The organism is Vreelandella sp. F11, assembly GCF_042466685.1.
In the GTDB taxonomy this organism is placed as follows: domain Bacteria; phylum Pseudomonadota; class Gammaproteobacteria; order Pseudomonadales; family Halomonadaceae; genus Vreelandella.
The window spans coordinates 2,042,597-2,060,601 of sequence record NZ_CP170448.1 but is presented as its reverse complement, the minus strand read 5'-3'; the positions used below and the strand labels follow the sequence as shown (position 1 = coordinate 2,060,601).

Sequence of the window (18,005 nt, the reverse complement as noted above, 5' to 3'; positions counted from 1 at the left end):
CAAACTGCAATTTCTCTGCGGTTTTCTCATAATTCTCAAGCCCCTGAACAACAGCAAAGCAATATAATTTAGACTCAAAGTCAGTGAGGCACAGCGATATCAACTAGGTGAGTCGGCGGCAATAAATCAAGGCTTGCTTTCATGGTGCGCACCTCTTCCGCTGGCGGGCGGCCAAAGAACCGCTTAAATTCGCGGCTAAACTGGGAGGGGCTCTCATAGCCGACCCGGCTAGCGGCGGCGGCTGCCGTCACCCCATCACGGATCATTATCAGCCGCGCATGGTGTAAGCGGGTGGATTTAATGTACTGGATAGGCGAGGTTTGGGTGACCGCCTTGAAGTGAACGTGAAAGGCTGGAGTACTCATACCTGCGTCATTGGCTAGACTGGCGACTTCCAGCGGATCGGCATAGTGGGCATGAATACGGTTGAGGGCCTTAGCGATTTTGCCGAATTGTCCATAATGGGAGAGAGCTGTTCGAACGCTGCCCCCCTGCTCTCCTGTCAATACCCGGTAGCAGATCTCCCGGACGATAAAAGGGGCGAGTATATGCGCATCCGCTGGGGAGGCAAGCGCACCCAGCAGCCGTAGCGTTGCATCGGCCAGCGACGCTTCCAGGGGGCTGGAAAGCATGCCACGCGGCGCCTCTAATGGCGGCCCACCCGATGCTTCCAGCATCGTCACCAACTCAGCGATCACTACCGCATCCAGGCGGATCGCAATCCCCAGCATGGGCTCTTCAGGGCTGGCTTCTGTTTCCGATGTAAATGGCAGGGGAACCGATAACACCAAGTAGTGCTGTGCATCGTAGATATACACCTCATCCCCCAAGTAACCACGCTTTCGGCCCTGGCAGATAATGACGATACTCGGCTCGTAAAGCACCGAGGTATTTTGCAGTGGGCGGTTAGAGCGCATAAAACGTACGCCATCCAATAGCGACTGGGTATAGCCTTCGTGAGGTGCAAGTTGGTATAGGCACTCCACGATCTTACGGTAAACCACAGCATCACTCTTCAATGTCATATTAACCACCTCTGTCATGCGTGCCGCACCTGGATGAACTCGCCGAGTCGGTCACGTCTTAAGAGTAATATACATGCTGGGTGGCTTAACGCGCCGCACGCCATTAACAATCAAATAGAATTAGGCAATGATGCGATAGGATCGCGTATACAGATGTCTGCCGCGGCAGCTTAATCTTCTCAAGGTCAATTACTGAGAGGATTACCCAATGACTACGTTATCAACCCCATCTTCTAAAGTTGTTTTATTAACCGGCGCCAGCAGCGGTATCGGTGAAGCCACTGCCCGTTGGCTGGCAGGCCAAGGGCACCGCTTGATCATTGGTGCACGCCGCACCGACCGACTGGAAGCATTGACCCACTCCCTGCGTGCAGCAGGCGGCACAGTGGATTTTCAGGCATTGGATGTCACCGATCTTGAAGACATGCAAGCGTTTGCGGATTTTGCGATCCATACCCATGGCCGCATTGATGTGATCATCAACAACGCAGGCGTGATGCCACTCTCCCCTTTAGCAGCGCTCAAAGTTGATGAGTGGAATCGCATGATCGACGTTAATATTCGCGGTGTGCTCAACGGCATTGCTGCCGTTCTGCCGACGATGCAGGCCCAGCAGAGCGGTCAGGTGATCAATATTTCTTCCATCGGCGGCCTCACCGTTATGCCCACCGCCGCTGTTTACTGCGCCACCAAATATGCGGTTCGCGCTATTTCCGATGGGCTACGTCAGGAAACCGACAATATCCGTGTGACCTGTGTCTACCCAGGTGTGGTGGAATCGGAACTGGCCCACACCATCACCGACGCTGAAACCGCAAAAGCGATCGACGTTTTCCGCCAGATTGCCCTCAAGCCCGAGGCGATCGCTTCCGCCATAGCCCATGCCATCAACCAGCCCGATGACGTCGATACCAGCGATATCGTGGTGCGACCTACCGCCAGCCAATAACACCTCATGCGTCACGCCCGAGCTATTCGGGTGTGCACTTGAGCACAGGAGCTTTCACATGCAAGAAACCAAACCTCCCATTTATTGGACACGAGCACTGGTGGTCGCTGGCATTATCACTATTTTTCCAGCGGCCAGCTCTGCTCAAACCACACCGAACGAAGGAAATGCCCCCATGACAGACCACCCGTATGTTGGAATGTGGGTCACTAAAGATGGCCGCATTCGTCATCAACTTTTAGCCAATAATCGGTACGACGAGGCCCGCGGGGAGCGTGAAAGCGCTTACCAAGGGCGCTACCAGGTGACGGGTAACTATATCGAATACTGGGACGACACCGGCTTTACTGCAGATGGCGAGTTTATAGATGGCGTGCTGTATCACGCCGGTATGGTGCTATATCGCAAAGAGTGATTTTTAATCCGAGTGAGTCGCTATCAATAAACAACAACACTCCTATAGCGCTATCAAACATCGGAACTATCTTCATCATGCTCTGAGCGGGAAGCTTTTTTCTTGCTGACTGAATCGGAAAAGAAAGGCACCACATAAAGCACCATCCAGGCCAGCAGCGTACACAAAACCGCCGTCTGCTCGCGTCCTAGGCCTACGGCTATGCCAATTGCCGCCGTCAACCAAACCCCTGCCGCCGTGGTAAGCCCTGACGTACCTTTTTCATCTTTTCGGGTGATGATGGTGCCAGCACAAAGAAAACCGATGCCAGCAATAACGCCTTGGATGACCCGGCTCATTTCCGCGTCAGAGATACCTGTTTGCTGAGGTATAAATATAAACAAAGCCGCCCCCATACAGACCAGCATATGGGTGCGTATTCCAGCGGCTTTGCCTCTCTGCTCTCGCTCGAGACCCAATAGACCACCCAGAACAGCTGCCAGCAGCAACCGAATCACCACGATGATGAATTCACTCAGATCATTAAAATCCGAAAACTCGGATATGACAGTATTAATAACTACTTCCATCGTTTCGTTCCTTGACTGCCAGAGTAACGGCGCCTAAATAGTGAACAACCGCGGAGATTTAAAGGGTATCCAACAGCGCACCCTGTTAACCAACTCAGCAGGAGAGTAGCTTGTTATCAAGCCCCGCAAGATAACGGTATAAAAGTCTACAGTTGTCAATTCATCAACGTACACAGTCCTCCCGGTACCGCCAACACCCAATCCCGAATAGCCTGTATCGTCGGGTCATGCCGTCGGCTTTCGGGGTAGACCAGAAAGAACGGCTTACCTTCAAATTCCGGGCCGAAAGGTTGCACCAAGCGCCCCTCCTCCAGCTCATCCATAATCAACTGACGACTCATCAGCGCGACCCCCTGCTCACCTACGGCGGCAGAAATAGCATGGGTCTCATCAGAAAATACCAGCCCGGCACTCACGTCCAGTCCCGGCACTTTTGCCTCTTTCTGCCATGCCGCCCAATCCAGTGGTGATGATATGGCCCCCTGACTGCTGAAGTGAATCAATGGGTGCAAAGGTAGCTGGGCTACCTCGTGTAGGCCAAGGTGTGGGCTACAGGTCGGGATAAAGGTGTTATCAAACAGCTTTTCTGCGACCAACCCCGGCCAGCGGCCATCGCCATAACGAATAGCGATGTCTGCCGTTACCCCATCCAGCGGAACCGGCTCATGGGAAGCATGAATACGCAGGTCAATATCTGGATGGGAATCGCGCAGCATACACACCCAGGGCAGCAACCAGCGCACCGCAACAGCTGGCGTGGTAGAAAGCGTGACGGTTTGGCGAACAGGTATAGCGCTCAGCCGCTCGACGACACTGCTGATGCTATCAAAGGCAGTTTCCAACACCTGCTGTAGCTCACGGCCTTGAGGGGTCAGCTCCAGTTGACGCGGCTTACGCAAAAACAGCGAAACGCCCAGCGCCTCTTCGAGTCCGCGTACTTGGTGGCTGATGGCCGTGGCAGTCACCGACAGCTCCTGCGCAGCCTGCTTGGCGCTCTCATGCCGGGCAGCCGCTTCAAAAGCGCGAAGCGACGAAAGAGAGGGTAATCGGCGCTGGGTCATGAATGAGATCTACTCATCTATAGCTGCAAGAAAAGATCGTTTGTTTAGGCTGAAAGGCTCGGCCTAAGCTAAGCCTGTTGTTAATCATAGATGAGATCATCTCAGATTAGGAGGCTAACATGACACATATTCTGCACATAGACGCTAGTGCCCGGCCCGGTATTGCGGGAACAGATAATCACGGTTCACACAGCCGCCATCTGACCTATCAGTTTGTCAGCCAGTGGCAATCAGGACGACCTCAAGACACGGTTACCTATCGCGATATAGGTCAAAACCCGCCGTCGATTATTAATCACGACTGGATTGCGTCTGCCTTCACCCCCGAAGAGCGGCTTGAACCCTGGATGAAGAAGGCGTTAGCAGAAAGTGATCAATTGGTTGATGAGTTAATTGACGCTGATATTGTGGTGATCGGCACGCCGCTATATAACTTTGGCATGCCAGCCACCCTTAAAGCATGGATTGATCAAGTGGTGCGAGCAGGCAGAACGGTGGAGTTCGACGACTCCAATCCGATAGACCCTTACGTACCCAAACTCACAGACCGAGAGAGGCATGCGGTTGTGCTCACCGCTAGAGGCGGCGTGAATATGGCACCAGGTGAAGAAATGGCCCACTTGAACCATCTGGAACCACACCTGGCCACAGCACTTCAGTTTATGGGGATTACCCATATCCACTACGTTGCTATAGAAGGTCAGGAAGTAGGTGGAGAGGTGCTGGCAGCCTCTATTGCGAATGCGCTGCACAAAATTGAGGCGTTGGTAGATGAGTTGCAAACGGCGGTTGGGGTAGCACCGATACCAGTGCCAGCCTAACGATATGTGAACAACCAGCATTTACCTTATTGACTAGATTGAGGGGCCCTATTCAATGCTTCATGAATAAAATCCCCTTTTGCAGCCGTATAGGCCTCTCGATCTGTTTTAAACGCTGCTGCCCACTGCCGCTTACTCCTCTCGTACTGCTGCGCTAGCTCAGTGCTGTCGCGAAGGCGATTGCGAAACGCAAGGCGACGGTTCCACTCTTCGCCGCCATACACCATAACATGCAGATGGTGCGTCCTGCGTCCATTGGCAAACCGCATCAGCCAGCGCCTTCCCACTAATGAGGCGTTGTACTCTAATGATGTCGCATATTTGGCACGGCATAACGGCTCCAGTAAGCCATCAGCCTGATGCATTGACGCGACGCCTGCCAGGATATCGATGATTGGCTTGGCCGAGAGACCGTAAACAGCGGTACTTCCGATGTGCTCAATGGCGAGAAATTCACTTGGAAATAATCCTAGAAGCCTGTCTCGCTCCTTCTCAAATAGCATTGGCCAAGTCGGATCATAAGGAAATAGCGCAACCTCCTCATGAATGGCTCGACTTAAAGATTCCGTTTCATCCATTGATGAGGTTCCCCTGTAGCGCAAATTGTTGCCTATGCCTCATCTGATAACAGTGGTGGCATTGGGCAAACGAGAATATCGGCCATGGCACGGAACAGTTCGGCTTCGGCAGGCAAAATGCGTCCGCTATGCTCAATACAGCGCGCCATCGCTTGCAACAAGGCAGGCTTATGCAGAGGCTTTAAGCGCCGCAAACGCTCAACAGCCAAGCTGAGCGCTCGCATATCTTTTATATCGTCAGTGGTTGTTAATGAGAACGGCAGCTCCCTTTCAGCGGCGTTAAGCGCAGCGCTTATCTCAACGGGGTCATCTTGACCCGCGGTGGCCAGCACCGTCAGTAGCAGCTGACACTCCCGCTGCAGATCGTTCAACTTAAGATTAGCAGGCCCGTTGCCTTGCTGGCCTAAGTTACTCAGTAATAGCTGATATAGAGTCCACTCAAACAAGCTGACATGACCATCCGCCTCGATCAGCCGTTCCATACAGAGGCGAAAGTGCTGGGCCTGCTCCATCGAGAGCGAGCGTAACGCCGGCAGCACCAAATCAATCAGTGGCAAGCGTAACGTTACATCCAGCCTCAGCATTTCCGGGCCATACTCCATCAGCGCTCGGTAAACATCTGGCAGTGCAACTTGATGCAACGCCTTGAGCTGATGATGACGCATTGTCTTATCCTGGCTGAGCAGCAGCGAATAGACCAAAGCACGAGCGGCATAGGGCTCATGGGCGGCAGTTTTAATCCGCTCAGGCAGCGCCTCCAGCGTTGCTCTAGCTTGGGCAAGGTGGCGCTGACCAGGCTGGCCCATGGTGTTAATGGCCGCTTGTGCAGAGGCTCCGGTTAACACAGCCGCCATTGCTGCCGATCCGGTTCCTCGCCCAAGCGTGGGATCCGCGCCTGACTGCTCATCGTTGTATTCTGGTTCTGGTGCGTCACTCTCGGCTTGCGGGGTGGGCAAAGTGGCTTCGAAGCGGCCATTCCAGTCCGGCATTACCCGATTGATACGATCTTTAAGTGGCGGATGGGTGGCCATCATTTGGCTAAACCCCTGCCGCACGCCTTGACCGAAGAACAGATGACTGAATTCCGCCGCCTGTGTGGCTTGCAGGTAAGAGCCCTGGGTATGCGAGCCGATTTTAACCAGTGCGTTACCAATCCCCTGAGGGTTGCGGGTAAATTGCACCGCAGAGGCATCCGCCAGGTATTCACGCTGCCGACTGACCGCCGATTTGATCAAATTGCCAAAAAAGGTACCCGCGTAGCCGATCAGCATTAACACCGCCCCCAGCGCCAAAACGACAGCACCTGAGTTGTCGCGTTTTCCACCGCCCACCCGTCGAAAGCGCATACTGCGCAGCACTGTCCCGCCCAATAAGCCAATGATGAGGATGCCATGGAGGATGCTGATCAGGCGCATATTCAACCGCATGTCACCATGCAGAATATGGCTAAACTCATGAGCTACAACGCCCTGCAGCTCATCCCGCGTCAGGTGACGAATCGTGCCACGGGTAATCCCGATCACGGCATCATTGGTTTGATAACCAGCGGCGAAAGCATTGATACTCTCCTCCTCCAGCACATAAACCGAGGGCACTGGCGTTCCAGAGGCAATCGCCATCTCTTCAACCACATTGAGTATGCGCCGTTCGTCAGCATCGCGGGTATTAAGATTGATCTCGCGTCCACCCAGGGCTTCGGCCACTACCCGGCCACCACGCTTTAGTTGACTGCGTTTGAATAAACCGCCCAGCACCACGACGGCCAGCACAGCGATAGCAACGCCAATGACAAGCTCAATCGAGAGAGCCGACCACATCCCCTGAGTAGAAAGATTGGTTTGGGTCGCGGACTGGTTCCCCATGAGATGAAGGGCGATGGCAATGGCCAGCGTGGTAACCGTAATCAGGGCGAGTACTGCCAGTACCATCAAAATAACCAGACGCCCTGTTTTACGACGAGCATTATCCTGCGCGGTAAAAAAATCCATGTCGCGTTTTCCCTGAGCTTAGAACGAGACCTTCGGCGCCTCTTGAATCTGCGCGCTGTCTTCAAACTCTAACAACGAGGCATCTTGCCCATGACCGAACATGCCAGCCACTGCTACTGGCGGGAAGCTCTGCCGATAAGTGTTGTAGTGCATCACCGCATCATTAAATGACTGCCGCGCAAAGGCCACCTTGTTTTCAGTACTGGTTAGCTCTTCTGACAATTGCTGCATATTTTCTGAGGCTTTTAAATCCGGGTAGGCTTCCATGACCACGTTAAGCCGCCCCATCGCCTGGGTCAGCGCCCCCTCTGCACCACCCAGGTCTGCCATCGCTCTGGCACTGCCCGGGTTTGCCGCGGCCGCTTTTAGCCCCGCGGCCGCGCTATTACGCGCCTCAATAACCGACTGCAGGGTCTCCTGCTCATGGCTCAGATACCCCTTGGCAGTTTCAACGAGGTTAGGAATCAGGTCATGCCGCCGTTTAAGTTGTACTTCGATTTGGGCAAAGGCGTTCTCAAAGCGATTTTTCAACGACACAAGTCGGTTGTAGACACCGATGACATAAAAGGCAATAACGGCGATGATCGCCACGATGATGATAAGCGTAAGCAGCATAGTGCTTCCTTTTAGTAGCTATTCGTCAGTAAAAAGCCGGTCTATGAAAAGCTAGACAATGAGCGCCTAGCCCGTGAAAAAAGTAGCCAACAAACTCAATATCGTACGTTCATACATCACGTTGCAAGCTTAGGGAGAAAGGAAATGTCGACATAGTATTGTTGAAGATCACCTTTCTCATAAAACACGGTGATCGTATCAGTATGAATGTAACTCGATGGATCAAACCAGATATTATGGCTTTTAAACACATGCACTTCCGAGGTGGCAGGATTCTGCCATTGGGTGATCACCTGGAATGGGTGCCTGCCATTCACTGAGAAGCGTGTATTTAACTCTACCCCCTGATAGTGGGTATCGATAGGCACACCATTTTGCTTTAAAGATTCGCCTTTGCGACGCCTAAACTCAGGCACGAACATAAGAATGACGCCTGCCAGCAAGAACACGATGCCGATACCGGCAAGAATCGCCTCTGCTCCCCATAGTGAGAAAAAGCTATTAATTTGGGGACTATTTCGCTCGCCGGGCTGGTATAAAACCTCCACCTGTTGACCTGGGGAGTAGCTGGGCGGATTGCTACTTGTCGATGATGTAAAATTCACCAACTGACCGCTTTCATTTGTGAATTGAACCACAGGGCGATAAGTAATCGAGTCGCTTGAGCGAGACTCAACCAGCTCAAGTACCGTACCTTGAGTGAGCACTGCCTCTGAGAGAAAATCTTTTGTATTCAGCAATAGAAATACAGAAACGACGAGCAAAGCAATACCAACCACTAGCGACGTTAGCTTTACAAAGAAAAGTGTTTTCACTTCCACTCCTTGGAGATACTGAGGTTGACGTAGCAAACGGTAATCAGAACAGCTTTATACAGGTGAAACAGTCCATTAGATAAAGGTTAATAAAAACCAGGTGACGCGTCAATTAGGAATAATTACCAACTGAGACACTCCTCTTCGGTTCATTCCATAGAGCAAATTAACGGATCACGGCAGGCGGCAAATAGATGGTGAACTCGTTGATAGGCTCAATTAATACGCTGTACGGAGAGCTTTGCTCCGCTGTATGAACAATACCCAGGTCAGATAACAATTTAAAACGAGCGGACTTTAACGTAGCAGGCTTCACCGCCAGCTCTTTATGCCAGACACGATAGCTGCCTAGTTTTCCGTCGCGCCGATAGTAAAAACCCGCAAGCGGATGGGTAAGGTAAACCAATGCCGATTCAGTATCGGGAAACCCAGGAAAGTTAAAATCTGATTCAGGTGATTGGGCAAGCTCAACAGAAGCTTCCGCCCACTTAGACGCCGTTTTCATACGATAATGACTATACAGACCGGTTGTCTCATCATATTTGCAATCGAAAGAGACTTTGCCTGCATGCCAGGGTAAATTCCAAAGATATCTGGGAACAATCAGCGTCCATGAGTCCAAAGTGGTTCCCAAAAACCATACACATCGCTCCCCTGTATGCTTGTCGATGATATAGATACGGTAGTTGGTTTGCCCCATAGTAAATTTTGGGAAAGGGAATATGGCAGAAGTGAAATCCACATCGATAAAAGGAACCACCGAAATAAGCCCCATTGCCTGACCATCAATCTCAACAGCGTCTAACACAAACCTCTCGGGGAAAAGTCCCTCGAATCGGCTGGCCGGCACAGCGTAAGTAACAATTGCAAAGTGCTTAAGACCACACAGTACATCTATGCCTTTAGGCTTTGGCCGCTTAATCAGGTAATCCTCAAACTTTCGCGATACCTGCATGAGTTTTTCCTTGAGTTAATTTTTCATCGTCTAGATTATTCGTTGCTGTAATTGTAAGGCAAAGCGACCAACATTACTAAGCATAACTAGGACAAAACCTCAAGATCCTCTTTGAGTTGCGTGGGGAAATAGACTGCACAGGGTTGAAAGAAACCAGCAAAACCTATAAAGAAGAACTTAATTTCGATCTTTTATAGGCCTCTGAAGGCCCTTGTATAAGCCACGACATGCTCATGTTGCTGCAAAGATCACTGGGCTTTGTTCAGCTAAAGCTTGCCGCTGATATATTCTGGGGTCTAGGTGAGCCTAAAGAACTAACATGTGAAAACGAAAAAAAACACTCATAACACAGCGGCAAAGGCAGAATAAAATGACGACTCCTGAAGAAAACAGCGTCGATAATGAAGCCATCCATTGGGATCAGGATATTAGCTACGGCCAGTACCTGGATCTGGAACCCTTGCTTGCTTGCCAGAATCCGGCTTCTGATGAACACGATGAATTACTCTTCATCGTTATCCATCAAGTATCCGAGCTATGGATCAAACTGTGCCTTCACGAAGCTCATGGCGCCGCAGCGCATATTCAAGAAGATAACCTGCGCCCTGCTTTCAAAATGCTATCGCGGGTTTCCAGAATTCAGGAACAGCTTATCAAGGCCTGGGAAGTGCTGGTCACCATGACCCCCGCCGACTATGCCAGCTTCCGAGACAGCCTTGGCCAGAGCTCTGGGTTTCAGTCCTATCAATATCGGGAAATGGAATTCCTGTTGGGTAACAAGAACGCCAAGCTAATCGAAGCTCACCGATCAAAACCCAAACACTACCAAAAACTTCAGGAATCCCTCCACTCGCCCAGTCTTTACGATATCGTGCTGCAGCTGCTTGCTAAACGCGGTTTCAACATTCCGGAAAGCAAAACTCAACGCGATTGGAGCATCCCCTACACCGCCAGTAGCGAGGTGGAAGCGGTCTGGACGGAAATCTACCGCAACAGCGAACAGCACTGGGATCTATACGAGCTTGCTGAAAAACTAGTGGATGTCGAATTCAACTTTCAGCGCTGGCGATTCAGCCACATGAAAACAGTCGAACGTATCATTGGTTATAGACGCGGCACAGGGGGAACGGCTGGGGTGAATTATCTGGTCAAAGCGCTGGATCTTCAGTTCTTCCCGGAACTGTGGAGTGTTCGGACGACGATATAAGCACTTAGTGCGCTGCTGCGCATCCAGCTTAACTACCGTCTTGATATTCAAAACAGCGACATACAATTTTTCGGAGCAGCCATATGACTGTAAGCCTGGATAGTGTTCGTGAGCGTGACCGCCAAGACCCATTGGCAGACTTTAAAAGCCATTTCGCCCTGCCCGAAGGCGTGCTTTATCTTGATGGGAACTCACTGGGCGCTCAACCGAAGGCCGCCAAACAGGCGGTCGATGAGACTCTGGATCAATGGCGCGACCAACTGATCAAAGGCTGGAATCAGGGCTGGTTCGATGCCCCGGAACGCCTGGGCAATCTACTAGCCCCGGTGATTGGTGCGCAACGCGGTGAGGTGAGCGTTACCGACAATATCACGCTAAATATCTTCAAGCTGCTGGGGTATATTCTGGGCCAAAGCAAGGAGGGTCGCCAGACGGTTCTTAGCGAAGGCGGCAACTTTCCGACCGATGGCTACATCGCCCAAGGCTATTGCCGGGTGAGCGGCGCCGAGCACCGCTTCCTGCCCGAAGGAGGCAACTTGGCCGAACACCTCGACGGTGTAGCCGTGGTGGTACTGAGCCAAGTTAACTACCGTACTGGCAAATTACGCGATATGGCCACCACCTCGAAACTGGTGCATGACCACGGTGCGGAAGTCATTTGGGATTTGGCCCATTCCGCAGGCGCACTGCCCATTGATCTAAACGGTTGCGGCGCTCGCTACGCCGTAGGCTGTACGTACAAGTACCTTAACGGCGGACCTGGCGCGCCAGCTTTTTTATACGTGCATAGCGATCATCAAGACAAAGGTTGGCAGCCGCTTTCCGGCTGGCACGGCCATGCATCGCCCTTCGCTTTTGAAGCGGATTACACCCCAGCGGGGGATATTTCCCGCTTTCGCACTGGCACCCATTCGGCACTTGCCTACGCCGCTCTGGAAGCCTCACTCGCCCTATGGCGCGGGGTGGACATGCATGCACTGAGAGCAAAAAGTCTGGCCATGAGCGACCTGTTTCGAGAGTGTTTAAGCGATATTTTTACCACTTATAATATTGACGATATAACCCCATCAGCCAGTCAGCGCGGCAGCCAGGTATCACTGGTGGATAGTCAAAACGGCTACGCTATCGTTCAAGCCTTGATTGCCCGCGGTGTGATCGGCGACTACCGGGAACCCGGCCTAATGCGTTTTGGTTTTACCCCGCTCTATCTCAGTTTTGAAGATGTTTGGCAGGCTGCCCAGCACTTCCGTGAGGTAATGGAAAGCGGTGAGTACCAGGATCCGCAGTTTCATGTGCGTGGGGCCGTTACCTAATAGAGGTACGTGATGACTGAAATTCCCCTGAACCTCGCCTACTCGCCGAGCCATTTCGCTCGGGATTATGAAGCCACTTTAAGGCGCCAGGCAGCTTTAGGTATCGACCTGGAGGCACGCCACCAGCCGATTACCCTGCGCTACGGTGAAGATCCGGCGGCGCGTCTCAACCTGTTTATCCCTGCAAATACCGTGGGGCCCTGGCCGCTGATGCTATTTATTCACGGCGGCTACTGGCAGGCGCTGGACAACACCGCAACGGACTTTCTGGCTGAACGCTACCTGGCCCGTGGAATGGCCTTCGCTTCCCTGGGTTACGGCTTGGCACCGAAAAATTCCATTAACACCATGGTGAGCCAATGCATTGAGGGAGTTACGGCGGCATGCAATGCGCTCGCAGATAATGGTGGCGTGTGGTCTATTGTATTAGGCGGTCATAGCGCCGGTGCACAGCTGGCTTACTGGGTCGCCGCCAGGGGTGACATACCTATCGATAAGTTGATACTGGTTAGCGGCGTTTATGACCTAACGCCATTGGTGGATACCTACGTTAACGAAGCGCTGGAGCTCAACCCAACCCAAGCGTTTGCGTTAAGCCCTATATTTTCCGATTCGAGCAAACTACCCTCATGCCACGTGGTGATCGCTGAAAATGATCCTCCCACTTTTCGCCAACAAGCGCACGATTTCGTTGCAGCGTTAAAGACTAGCCATATCCAAGTCGAGTTAGTGGATATAGCTAACTGCGATCACTTTGATGTGTTAGAGGCGTTATAAAACTTGAAGAGGTAATTAGCTGTAGTAAATCCCCCTGGCCAGCACCAAGCGGATGATGACCGTCTAGCTTACTCAATGTCTTAACCTTGAATTGCTGCTTCGATCTCAGCAATGTTGATTTTTCTCATCTGCATCATTGCGTCGAATGCGCGCTTTGCGACGGCAGGGTCAGGGTTGGTAACGGCGTTAATCAGCACAGCAGGCGTTATCTGCCACGATATTCCCCATTTATCCTTGCACCAGCCACAGACACTTTCCTCGCCACCATTGGTAACAATGGCATTCCAATAGCGATCCGTTTCGGCTTGGTCATTCGTTGAGACCTGAAAAGAGAACGACTCATTATGCGTAACCCCAGGCCCGCCGTTGAGGCCAAGGCACGGAATGCCCATCACGGTAAACTCGACGGTCAATACATCCCCCTGCTTACCCGAAGGAAAGTCCCCCGGCGCGTGATGAACCGCCCTGACAAACGAATCAGGAAAGGTGTCAGCGTAAAAAAGCGCTGCCTCTTCTGCGTTACCATCGCACCAAAGGCAAACAGTATTCTTTGCGGGGGTAGTCATGTTACGTCTCCACTAAAACCATACTGCTCATCAAGCCCAGTGAAATATTGACTGAACTTACCAAGTCTCCTCAGAGCCCGGCGGCCCCATATCGATCTGCATATCAGGCGCTATATCCACTACGCCTTTGACCTTTTTCAGCCGTTCCGCCGTGGCATCGTCTGCCGAGCCGGTAATACAGCCGATCTCCTCCAGCACCTCCTGGATGGTTAACCCCTCAGCGCTGAGGCGCGTGGCCATTTCATTTATCGGTTGATCGCTGGAAATAGTGATCAACCATAGCGCTACCGTTGGCATCTGGCATATCTCCGTAGCAAGTGCACTGGGCGGCGTGAAAGCAGCGCTAGCCCAGCGCACGTCGTCTAACATCAGGGAGCTTGCACCAACCCTGCTCCCACGCCGGATTCAGGCAACGGCAGTTCCTGCACCGAAGCCACCAGTTGCTCCCAGAGTTTCCTTCCCCGCAATGAGGCATCTGATTGCGCCCAAAGTGCGGCGCAGCCTGCCACGTGTGGCGCCGCCATGCTGGTGCCACTGATCGTTTTATGGCGGGTGGGCCGGGGCCATGAGGAGAAAATATCGCGCCCAGGCGCGGCAATCTCAATCTTGCCATGATTGGAAAAGCTAGAGGGCTTCAGGTTCGGGTCTAGAGATGCCACCGACATCACAGTAGGCGAGTTAGCAGGCGCCCCTGTATTGGTTGCTGAATTGCCCGCCGCAGCGATAACAAGGCACCCATTACGCAGTGCCGCCTCGCCTGCATGGGTGTAAGCGGCCTGCACAGGGCTCTGGCTGCCAAGCGACATTGAGATCACTTCACAACGGTTGGCGATGGCCCAGTTCAGGCCAGCGAGCACGCCCGCCCCGGTACTGCTGCCCGAGTTGGTCAGTACCTTGCCGACGAAGACCTGCGCCTCATACGCGATCCCGTAACGCTGTGTGTTTTCACCGGGAGCCTGGGGGCCACAGGCCGTGCCGATACAGTGAGTACCGTGCCCGTTGATATCCTGCACCGGCTCCCCAACGAATGAGCGGGTAACGAACTCCCTACCCTCGAAATCCGGGTGGCCAAGATCCATCCCGGTATCCAGCACGGCGACTTTTATACCCGCGCCACTCCATCTACTTTGCGGCACCTTACAGCGTTTTAGCCCCCAAGTTGGCCGAAGGGCGTCCTCTTCAAGGTTCTCTTCGCCTTCTTCCAAATCCAGCTCAACGCCAAGATCACGAGCGATGGTGCTGGCTGCACGCAAAAAACCCCGTAGATATTCAGAATTTTCAGAAAAGGCGAAATACTCTGGCTCAATAATTTCGATGGGACTATCCGCGGCTACTTTACCCAGCGCACTCATGCCATGCTGCTGTAGGGCATCGCCGCCTACCAGCGCTACTCCAATCTCCGGAAATACCATTGCCTCAGCATCTCCGGCATCTTCCAGGCTAACGGCTTGATCGGTGAAATCCCGCGCATCAGCGATGCGAAATTTCTGGGCTTTTAGCGACTTAATGCCCTCTTCTACCCGCCCCTCACGGTAACTGATCAAAAAGCGCCCGGTTTCAAGACAGCTACCGCCCCGCTCGAGGGCTGCCAATAACAGTTTTTCGGTGCCGCATGAAACAGTGGCGAGTGACTCACCCGCTGGCGTATTGCCTTTACCTGTCGGTTTTTTCGCCATCGTAGACATCCTTTTCATTTAGCTGTTAAGCGATATGGAATAGGTGAATCACAGACACCATGCAAGGGAAAGCATGCCTATCTATGTAGCACCCACCATTTCAGCTTAACGCACCTGATGTGCTTCGCCAGATCGATTTCAGGCTACGATCCTTAAACATACAGGGCGCTTAAATGAAGGAGGATGAGACATGGTCGTTATTGGTTAATCTCAATAGGGAGGCACTCGTCATCGCGGAGTGTTAGCACTTCGACACCAGAGGATGTGACTGCCACTGTATGCTCCCACTGGGCAGACAATTTCTTGTCACTGGTCACCACCGTCCAGCCATCCCGCTTGGTTTTTATTTTGGCCTTGCCCTGATTAATCATCGGCTCAATGGTAAATACCATCCCTTCTTTTAACACTAAGCCTCTGCCTCTCTTCCCGTAATGCAGCACCTGAGGCTCTTCATGCATTTCCCGACCAATTCCATGGCCGCAATACTCACGTACAACAGAGTAGCCGTACTTTTCGGCATATTGCTGAATTGCGTAGCCTACATCACCCAACGTGGCACCGGGCTTAACCGCTTGTATTCCTAGCCACATGGCCTCGTAGGTTTTATCGACCAGGCGCTTGGCATAGGGAGTCACATCACCGATCAGATACATCTTGCTGGAGTCAGCAATAAAGCCGTTTTTCTCCAGGGTAATGTCGACATTGACGATATCGCCTGGTTTGAGTATTTGCTTGTCGGATGGAATGCCATGGCACACCACGTGGTTGACTGAGGCATTCAATACGTACTGGTAATCGTATTGCCCCTTACTGGCCGGGCGAGCCTGCAATTGATCGACGATATAACGCTCAGCCCAATCGTTAATAGCCATGGTGGATACGCCGGGCGCTATCCGTTGGTCGAGATGACTGAACACCAATCCGAGTAGCCGTCCGGCTTCCCGCATCAAACGCAACTCCTCCTCGCTTTTTAGCGTCAGCTCACTCACCGACCACCTTCCTTACTTCAACGTCGGCTTTCTTCATTTGCTCACGCATGATGTCAGAGAAGGTCATGCCCGGATTGGCCTCAGCCAGCATGCCCACCTTTATCCAGTACTCTGCCTGGGCATTGATTGAGCGCACCATCACCGAGCTGGCTTTGCGAATGTCTTCATGCAACTGATCATTGATCTTAACGATACCCATCACACCACCCAATATATGAAATGAATATGAATCATATACGAATCATATATCTCGTAACGATTGGCGGCAAGGCTACCTGATTACGTTGTTACGGGGACACGTTGGTCATAGGTTCCAACGCCAATACTTCTTTGCGCAGCACAAGCTTCGGCTTCTCTAACGAATCGCGCCACTGAACACACTCCTGCTGTTGCTGCGGGTCGTTATCGGGGCTTGCGCCAAAGGCATCCAGCCAGGCCTGACGGGAACACAGGTCTTGATACTCCCCGAGCAGGCGCTGGCGGTGCTTCAATTGAGATAGAAACGGCTCAGGGGTCTCTGGATTCAGATCAGCCAGGTAACGAATCCGCTTCACGCCCTTCCGCAGTTCATGGAACCCGGTGTCATGGGTATCCAGCGAGAGTGCCGCCAGGTCTTCATCGTGGCGTGCGATACGCTCATTCAGTACCGTACGGATACGCTTTGGCGTAAGTTTCGAAAGTGCCTTACCAACGTCATCGGAAGCGATAAAGTGCTGCCATGCCTCCATCTCCTCAGCATACGCTGGTGCACTTAACTGCTGGCACAGCGCCTGGTGGCGTTCCCGCTGGCAATCCTGCAGCCACTGTATCAATCCCTGGCGACTACCAGGAGTGAGCGGCGGGGGCGTCTTGGCTATATCCTCCAGAAACACATCAATATCACGCAGGTCACTGGTAGCCTGGGCACGTTGCTTGAGCCGCTTAAGCATCTTTTTCAGGCCAGGCACTCGGGTAATGGCGCGCACGGATTCACCCACTGCCCGGCTACGACGCAGATTGACCCGGTACTGGTGCAGGAACTCAGGATCAACACCTGCGATAACACCAGCTTCCAAGGCACGGATCATCTGATACTGGTGCTCCAGCATGTCACGAATACGGCTGGCGGTGTCGTTATTGCGTTTGGGTGGTTGGGGAGCAAGGCGCTGAAAAAGAGGATAGCTGGCCGTTTCCGGGGTCAGGCACCCTGCCAGTTTGGCTCCGTTATGCCCCGCGCTTTTCCAAGAAGCGGACAGCGTGAAATGCAGAACGCTCCCGGTGGGCAGCGAATGCGGCGCTGTCTGGTCGAGCCAACGAGCCAGGTCATACAGCGCCGGGTTATGCCCAATCACCAGGACTCTTTCGGCTTCGTTTGGCAACGATTCGACCCAGGCCTGCAGCCCGTCACCATCGAATGTATAAAGGTCTTCATCAAAGTGAACCTGGTTGAACAGGGCATGATCAGGCAGTTGGCCTGCGATCTCATCGAAGGTTTCCCGCGTGCGAGCCGCTGTACTGACGTAAATCCCCCCTTCTAACGCTTGCCAGTGCTGAAGCACATGCGCCATAGCCGCTGCCTGACGTTTACCACCCTTTCGCAACGGCCGTTGGTGGTCGGTCATGTCGCCACTGGGCTGTTTAGCCTTGGCGTGCCGCATTAGGTATAGGTGCCGCATGGGTTCGCTCCCAAGCACAGTGTGATACGCT

20 protein-coding genes are annotated in these 18,005 nt (G+C 52.7%); 6 read left to right on the top strand and 14 right to left on the bottom strand.

From position 1 onward, the window contains the following. Positions 1–80: 80 nt before the first annotated feature. Positions 81–1,025, bottom strand: a complete 945-nt coding sequence (locus ACFIOZ_RS09300) for an AraC family transcriptional regulator (RefSeq protein ID WP_386083429.1) — start codon at positions 1,023–1,025, stop codon at positions 81–83. Between the two features lie 208 nt (positions 1,026–1,233). On the opposite strand from ACFIOZ_RS09300, the gene ACFIOZ_RS09295 reads away from it, so the two are divergent. Together ACFIOZ_RS09295 and ACFIOZ_RS09290 are read left to right on the top strand one after the other, a co-directional pair. Continuing rightward, on the top strand, positions 1,234–1,974 hold the full coding sequence (locus ACFIOZ_RS09295) for an SDR family oxidoreductase (RefSeq protein WP_386083426.1): 741 nt from the start codon (positions 1,234–1,236) through the stop codon (positions 1,972–1,974). A gap of 58 nt (positions 1,975–2,032) precedes the next feature. Next, positions 2,033–2,389, top strand: coding sequence for an Atu4866 domain-containing protein (locus ACFIOZ_RS09290; protein WP_386083424.1), 357 nt, complete (start codon positions 2,033–2,035; stop codon positions 2,387–2,389). Positions 2,390–2,442: 53 nt separating this feature from the next. Here ACFIOZ_RS09290 and ACFIOZ_RS09285 read toward each other — a convergent pair whose 3' ends face one another. Then, positions 2,443–2,958 carry an MgtC/SapB family protein gene (locus tag ACFIOZ_RS09285; protein ID WP_386083423.1) on the bottom strand — a complete coding sequence of 172 codons (516 nt, stop codon included), beginning with the start codon at positions 2,956–2,958 and terminating at the stop codon, positions 2,443–2,445. Positions 2,959–3,113: 155 nt separating this feature from the next. Further along, positions 3,114–4,019 carry a LysR substrate-binding domain-containing protein gene (locus tag ACFIOZ_RS09280; RefSeq protein ID WP_386083421.1) on the bottom strand — a complete coding sequence of 302 codons (906 nt, stop codon included), beginning with the start codon at positions 4,017–4,019 and terminating at the stop codon, positions 3,114–3,116. Positions 4,020–4,138: 119 nt separating this feature from the next. Here ACFIOZ_RS09280 and ACFIOZ_RS09275 point away from each other — a divergent pair, with 119 nt between their 5' ends. Further along, positions 4,139–4,840, top strand: a complete 702-nt coding sequence (locus ACFIOZ_RS09275) for an FMN-dependent NADH-azoreductase (protein WP_386083419.1) — start codon at positions 4,139–4,141, stop codon at positions 4,838–4,840. A 26-nt stretch (positions 4,841–4,866) separates the two neighbouring features. Here ACFIOZ_RS09275 and ACFIOZ_RS09270 read toward each other — a convergent pair whose 3' ends face one another. The 5 genes from ACFIOZ_RS09270 to ACFIOZ_RS09250 form a co-directional block, all read right to left on the bottom strand. Beyond that, on the bottom strand, positions 4,867–5,418 hold the full coding sequence (locus tag ACFIOZ_RS09270; protein ID WP_386083417.1) for a GrpB family protein: 552 nt from the start codon (positions 5,416–5,418) through the stop codon (positions 4,867–4,869). A gap of 32 nt (positions 5,419–5,450) precedes the next feature. Continuing rightward, the gene (locus ACFIOZ_RS09265; RefSeq protein ID WP_386083416.1) at positions 5,451–7,406 is read right to left on the bottom strand and encodes a M48 family metallopeptidase; all 1,956 of its coding nucleotides are present in this window, start codon (positions 7,404–7,406) and stop codon (positions 5,451–5,453) included. 18 nt (positions 7,407–7,424) lie between these two features. Then, a complete protein-coding gene (locus ACFIOZ_RS09260) occupies positions 7,425–8,021 on the bottom strand; it encodes a LemA family protein (protein ID WP_386083414.1) in 597 nt (198 codons plus the stop codon). Positions 8,022–8,137: 116 nt separating this feature from the next. Continuing rightward, complete coding sequence (locus ACFIOZ_RS09255; protein ID WP_386083412.1) at positions 8,138–8,836, bottom strand: DUF3592 domain-containing protein; 699 nt, start codon at positions 8,834–8,836, stop codon at positions 8,138–8,140. Positions 8,837–9,002: 166 nt separating this feature from the next. Further along, positions 9,003–9,791, bottom strand: a complete 789-nt coding sequence (locus tag ACFIOZ_RS09250) for a DUF2071 domain-containing protein (RefSeq protein WP_386083410.1) — start codon at positions 9,789–9,791, stop codon at positions 9,003–9,005. A gap of 370 nt (positions 9,792–10,161) precedes the next feature. On the opposite strand from ACFIOZ_RS09250, the gene kynA reads away from it, so the two are divergent. The 3 genes from kynA (at position 10,162) to ACFIOZ_RS09235 (ending at position 13,088) form a co-directional block, all read left to right on the top strand. Further along, positions 10,162–10,998: a tryptophan 2,3-dioxygenase gene (gene kynA, locus ACFIOZ_RS09245; RefSeq protein ID WP_386083409.1), complete on the top strand. Its 837-nt coding sequence runs from the start codon at positions 10,162–10,164 to the stop codon at positions 10,996–10,998. An 83-nt stretch (positions 10,999–11,081) separates the two neighbouring features. After that, a complete protein-coding gene (gene kynU, locus ACFIOZ_RS09240; RefSeq protein WP_386083406.1) occupies positions 11,082–12,311 on the top strand; it encodes a kynureninase in 1,230 nt (409 codons plus the stop codon). 12 nt (positions 12,312–12,323) lie between these two features. Beyond that, on the top strand, positions 12,324–13,088 hold the full coding sequence (locus tag ACFIOZ_RS09235) for an alpha/beta hydrolase (RefSeq protein ID WP_386083405.1): 765 nt from the start codon (positions 12,324–12,326) through the stop codon (positions 13,086–13,088). Between the two features lie 80 nt (positions 13,089–13,168). On the opposite strand, the gene ACFIOZ_RS09230 is transcribed toward ACFIOZ_RS09235, so the two are convergent. The 6 genes from ACFIOZ_RS09230 to ACFIOZ_RS09205 all read right to left on the bottom strand — a co-directional run bounded on the left by ACFIOZ_RS09230 (position 13,169) and on the right by ACFIOZ_RS09205 (position 17,974). Then, positions 13,169–13,654, bottom strand: a complete 486-nt coding sequence (locus ACFIOZ_RS09230; protein ID WP_386083403.1) for a VOC family protein — start codon at positions 13,652–13,654, stop codon at positions 13,169–13,171. Positions 13,655–13,711: 57 nt separating this feature from the next. Continuing rightward, a complete protein-coding gene (locus ACFIOZ_RS09225) occupies positions 13,712–13,951 on the bottom strand; it encodes a hypothetical protein (RefSeq protein WP_223288885.1) in 240 nt (79 codons plus the stop codon). Positions 13,952–14,022: 71 nt separating this feature from the next. Beyond that, on the bottom strand, positions 14,023–15,330 hold the full coding sequence (locus ACFIOZ_RS09220) for a S8 family serine peptidase (protein WP_386083401.1): 1,308 nt from the start codon (positions 15,328–15,330) through the stop codon (positions 14,023–14,025). Positions 15,331–15,527: 197 nt separating this feature from the next. Further along, positions 15,528–16,319, bottom strand: a complete 792-nt coding sequence (gene map, locus ACFIOZ_RS09215) for a type I methionyl aminopeptidase (protein WP_386083399.1) — start codon at positions 16,317–16,319, stop codon at positions 15,528–15,530. Next, complete coding sequence (locus tag ACFIOZ_RS09210; RefSeq protein WP_386083397.1) at positions 16,312–16,518, bottom strand: ParD-like family protein; 207 nt, start codon at positions 16,516–16,518, stop codon at positions 16,312–16,314. The genes map and ACFIOZ_RS09210 overlap by 8 nt, the downstream gene beginning before the upstream one ends. A gap of 88 nt (positions 16,519–16,606) precedes the next feature. Continuing rightward, positions 16,607–17,974 carry a CHAD domain-containing protein gene (locus tag ACFIOZ_RS09205; protein WP_386083395.1) on the bottom strand — a complete coding sequence of 456 codons (1,368 nt, stop codon included), beginning with the start codon at positions 17,972–17,974 and terminating at the stop codon, positions 16,607–16,609. Positions 17,975–18,005 lie beyond the last annotated feature (31 nt).

Bases quoted from the DNA above. Each gene is read 5' to 3' on its own strand.
- ACFIOZ_RS09285 (WP_386083423.1), bottom strand. From the start codon at position 2,958: ATGGAAGTAGTTATTAATACTGTCATATCCGAGTTTTCGGATTTTAAT.
- ACFIOZ_RS09265 (WP_386083416.1), bottom strand. From the start codon at position 7,406: ATGGATTTTTTTACCGCGCAGGATAATGCTCGTCGTAAAACAGGGCGT.
- kynU (WP_386083406.1), top strand. From the start codon at position 11,082: ATGACTGTAAGCCTGGATAGTGTTCGTGAGCGTGACCGCCAAGACCCA.
- ACFIOZ_RS09205 (WP_386083395.1), bottom strand. From the start codon at position 17,974: ATGCGGCACCTATACCTAATGCGGCACGCCAAGGCTAAACAGCCCAGT.
- ACFIOZ_RS09220 (WP_386083401.1), bottom strand. From the start codon at position 15,330: ATGGCGAAAAAACCGACAGGTAAAGGCAATACGCCAGCGGGTGAGTCA.
- ACFIOZ_RS09300 (WP_386083429.1), bottom strand. From the start codon at position 1,025: ATGACATTGAAGAGTGATGCTGTGGTTTACCGTAAGATCGTGGAGTGC.
- ACFIOZ_RS09280 (WP_386083421.1), bottom strand. From the start codon at position 4,019: ATGACCCAGCGCCGATTACCCTCTCTTTCGTCGCTTCGCGCTTTTGAA.
- kynA (WP_386083409.1), top strand. From the start codon at position 10,162: ATGACGACTCCTGAAGAAAACAGCGTCGATAATGAAGCCATCCATTGG.
- ACFIOZ_RS09235 (WP_386083405.1), top strand. From the start codon at position 12,324: ATGACTGAAATTCCCCTGAACCTCGCCTACTCGCCGAGCCATTTCGCT.
- ACFIOZ_RS09275 (WP_386083419.1), top strand. From the start codon at position 4,139: ATGACACATATTCTGCACATAGACGCTAGTGCCCGGCCCGGTATTGCG.
- ACFIOZ_RS09270 (WP_386083417.1), bottom strand. From the start codon at position 5,418: ATGGATGAAACGGAATCTTTAAGTCGAGCCATTCATGAGGAGGTTGCG.
- ACFIOZ_RS09230 (WP_386083403.1), bottom strand. From the start codon at position 13,654: ATGACTACCCCCGCAAAGAATACTGTTTGCCTTTGGTGCGATGGTAAC.
- ACFIOZ_RS09225 (WP_223288885.1), bottom strand. From the start codon at position 13,951: ATGCCAACGGTAGCGCTATGGTTGATCACTATTTCCAGCGATCAACCG.
- ACFIOZ_RS09295 (WP_386083426.1), top strand. From the start codon at position 1,234: ATGACTACGTTATCAACCCCATCTTCTAAAGTTGTTTTATTAACCGGC.
- ACFIOZ_RS09210 (WP_386083397.1), bottom strand. From the start codon at position 16,518: ATGGGTATCGTTAAGATCAATGATCAGTTGCATGAAGACATTCGCAAA.
- ACFIOZ_RS09260 (WP_386083414.1), bottom strand. From the start codon at position 8,021: ATGCTGCTTACGCTTATCATCATCGTGGCGATCATCGCCGTTATTGCC.
- ACFIOZ_RS09290 (WP_386083424.1), top strand. From the start codon at position 2,033: ATGCAAGAAACCAAACCTCCCATTTATTGGACACGAGCACTGGTGGTC.
- ACFIOZ_RS09250 (WP_386083410.1), bottom strand. From the start codon at position 9,791: ATGCAGGTATCGCGAAAGTTTGAGGATTACCTGATTAAGCGGCCAAAG.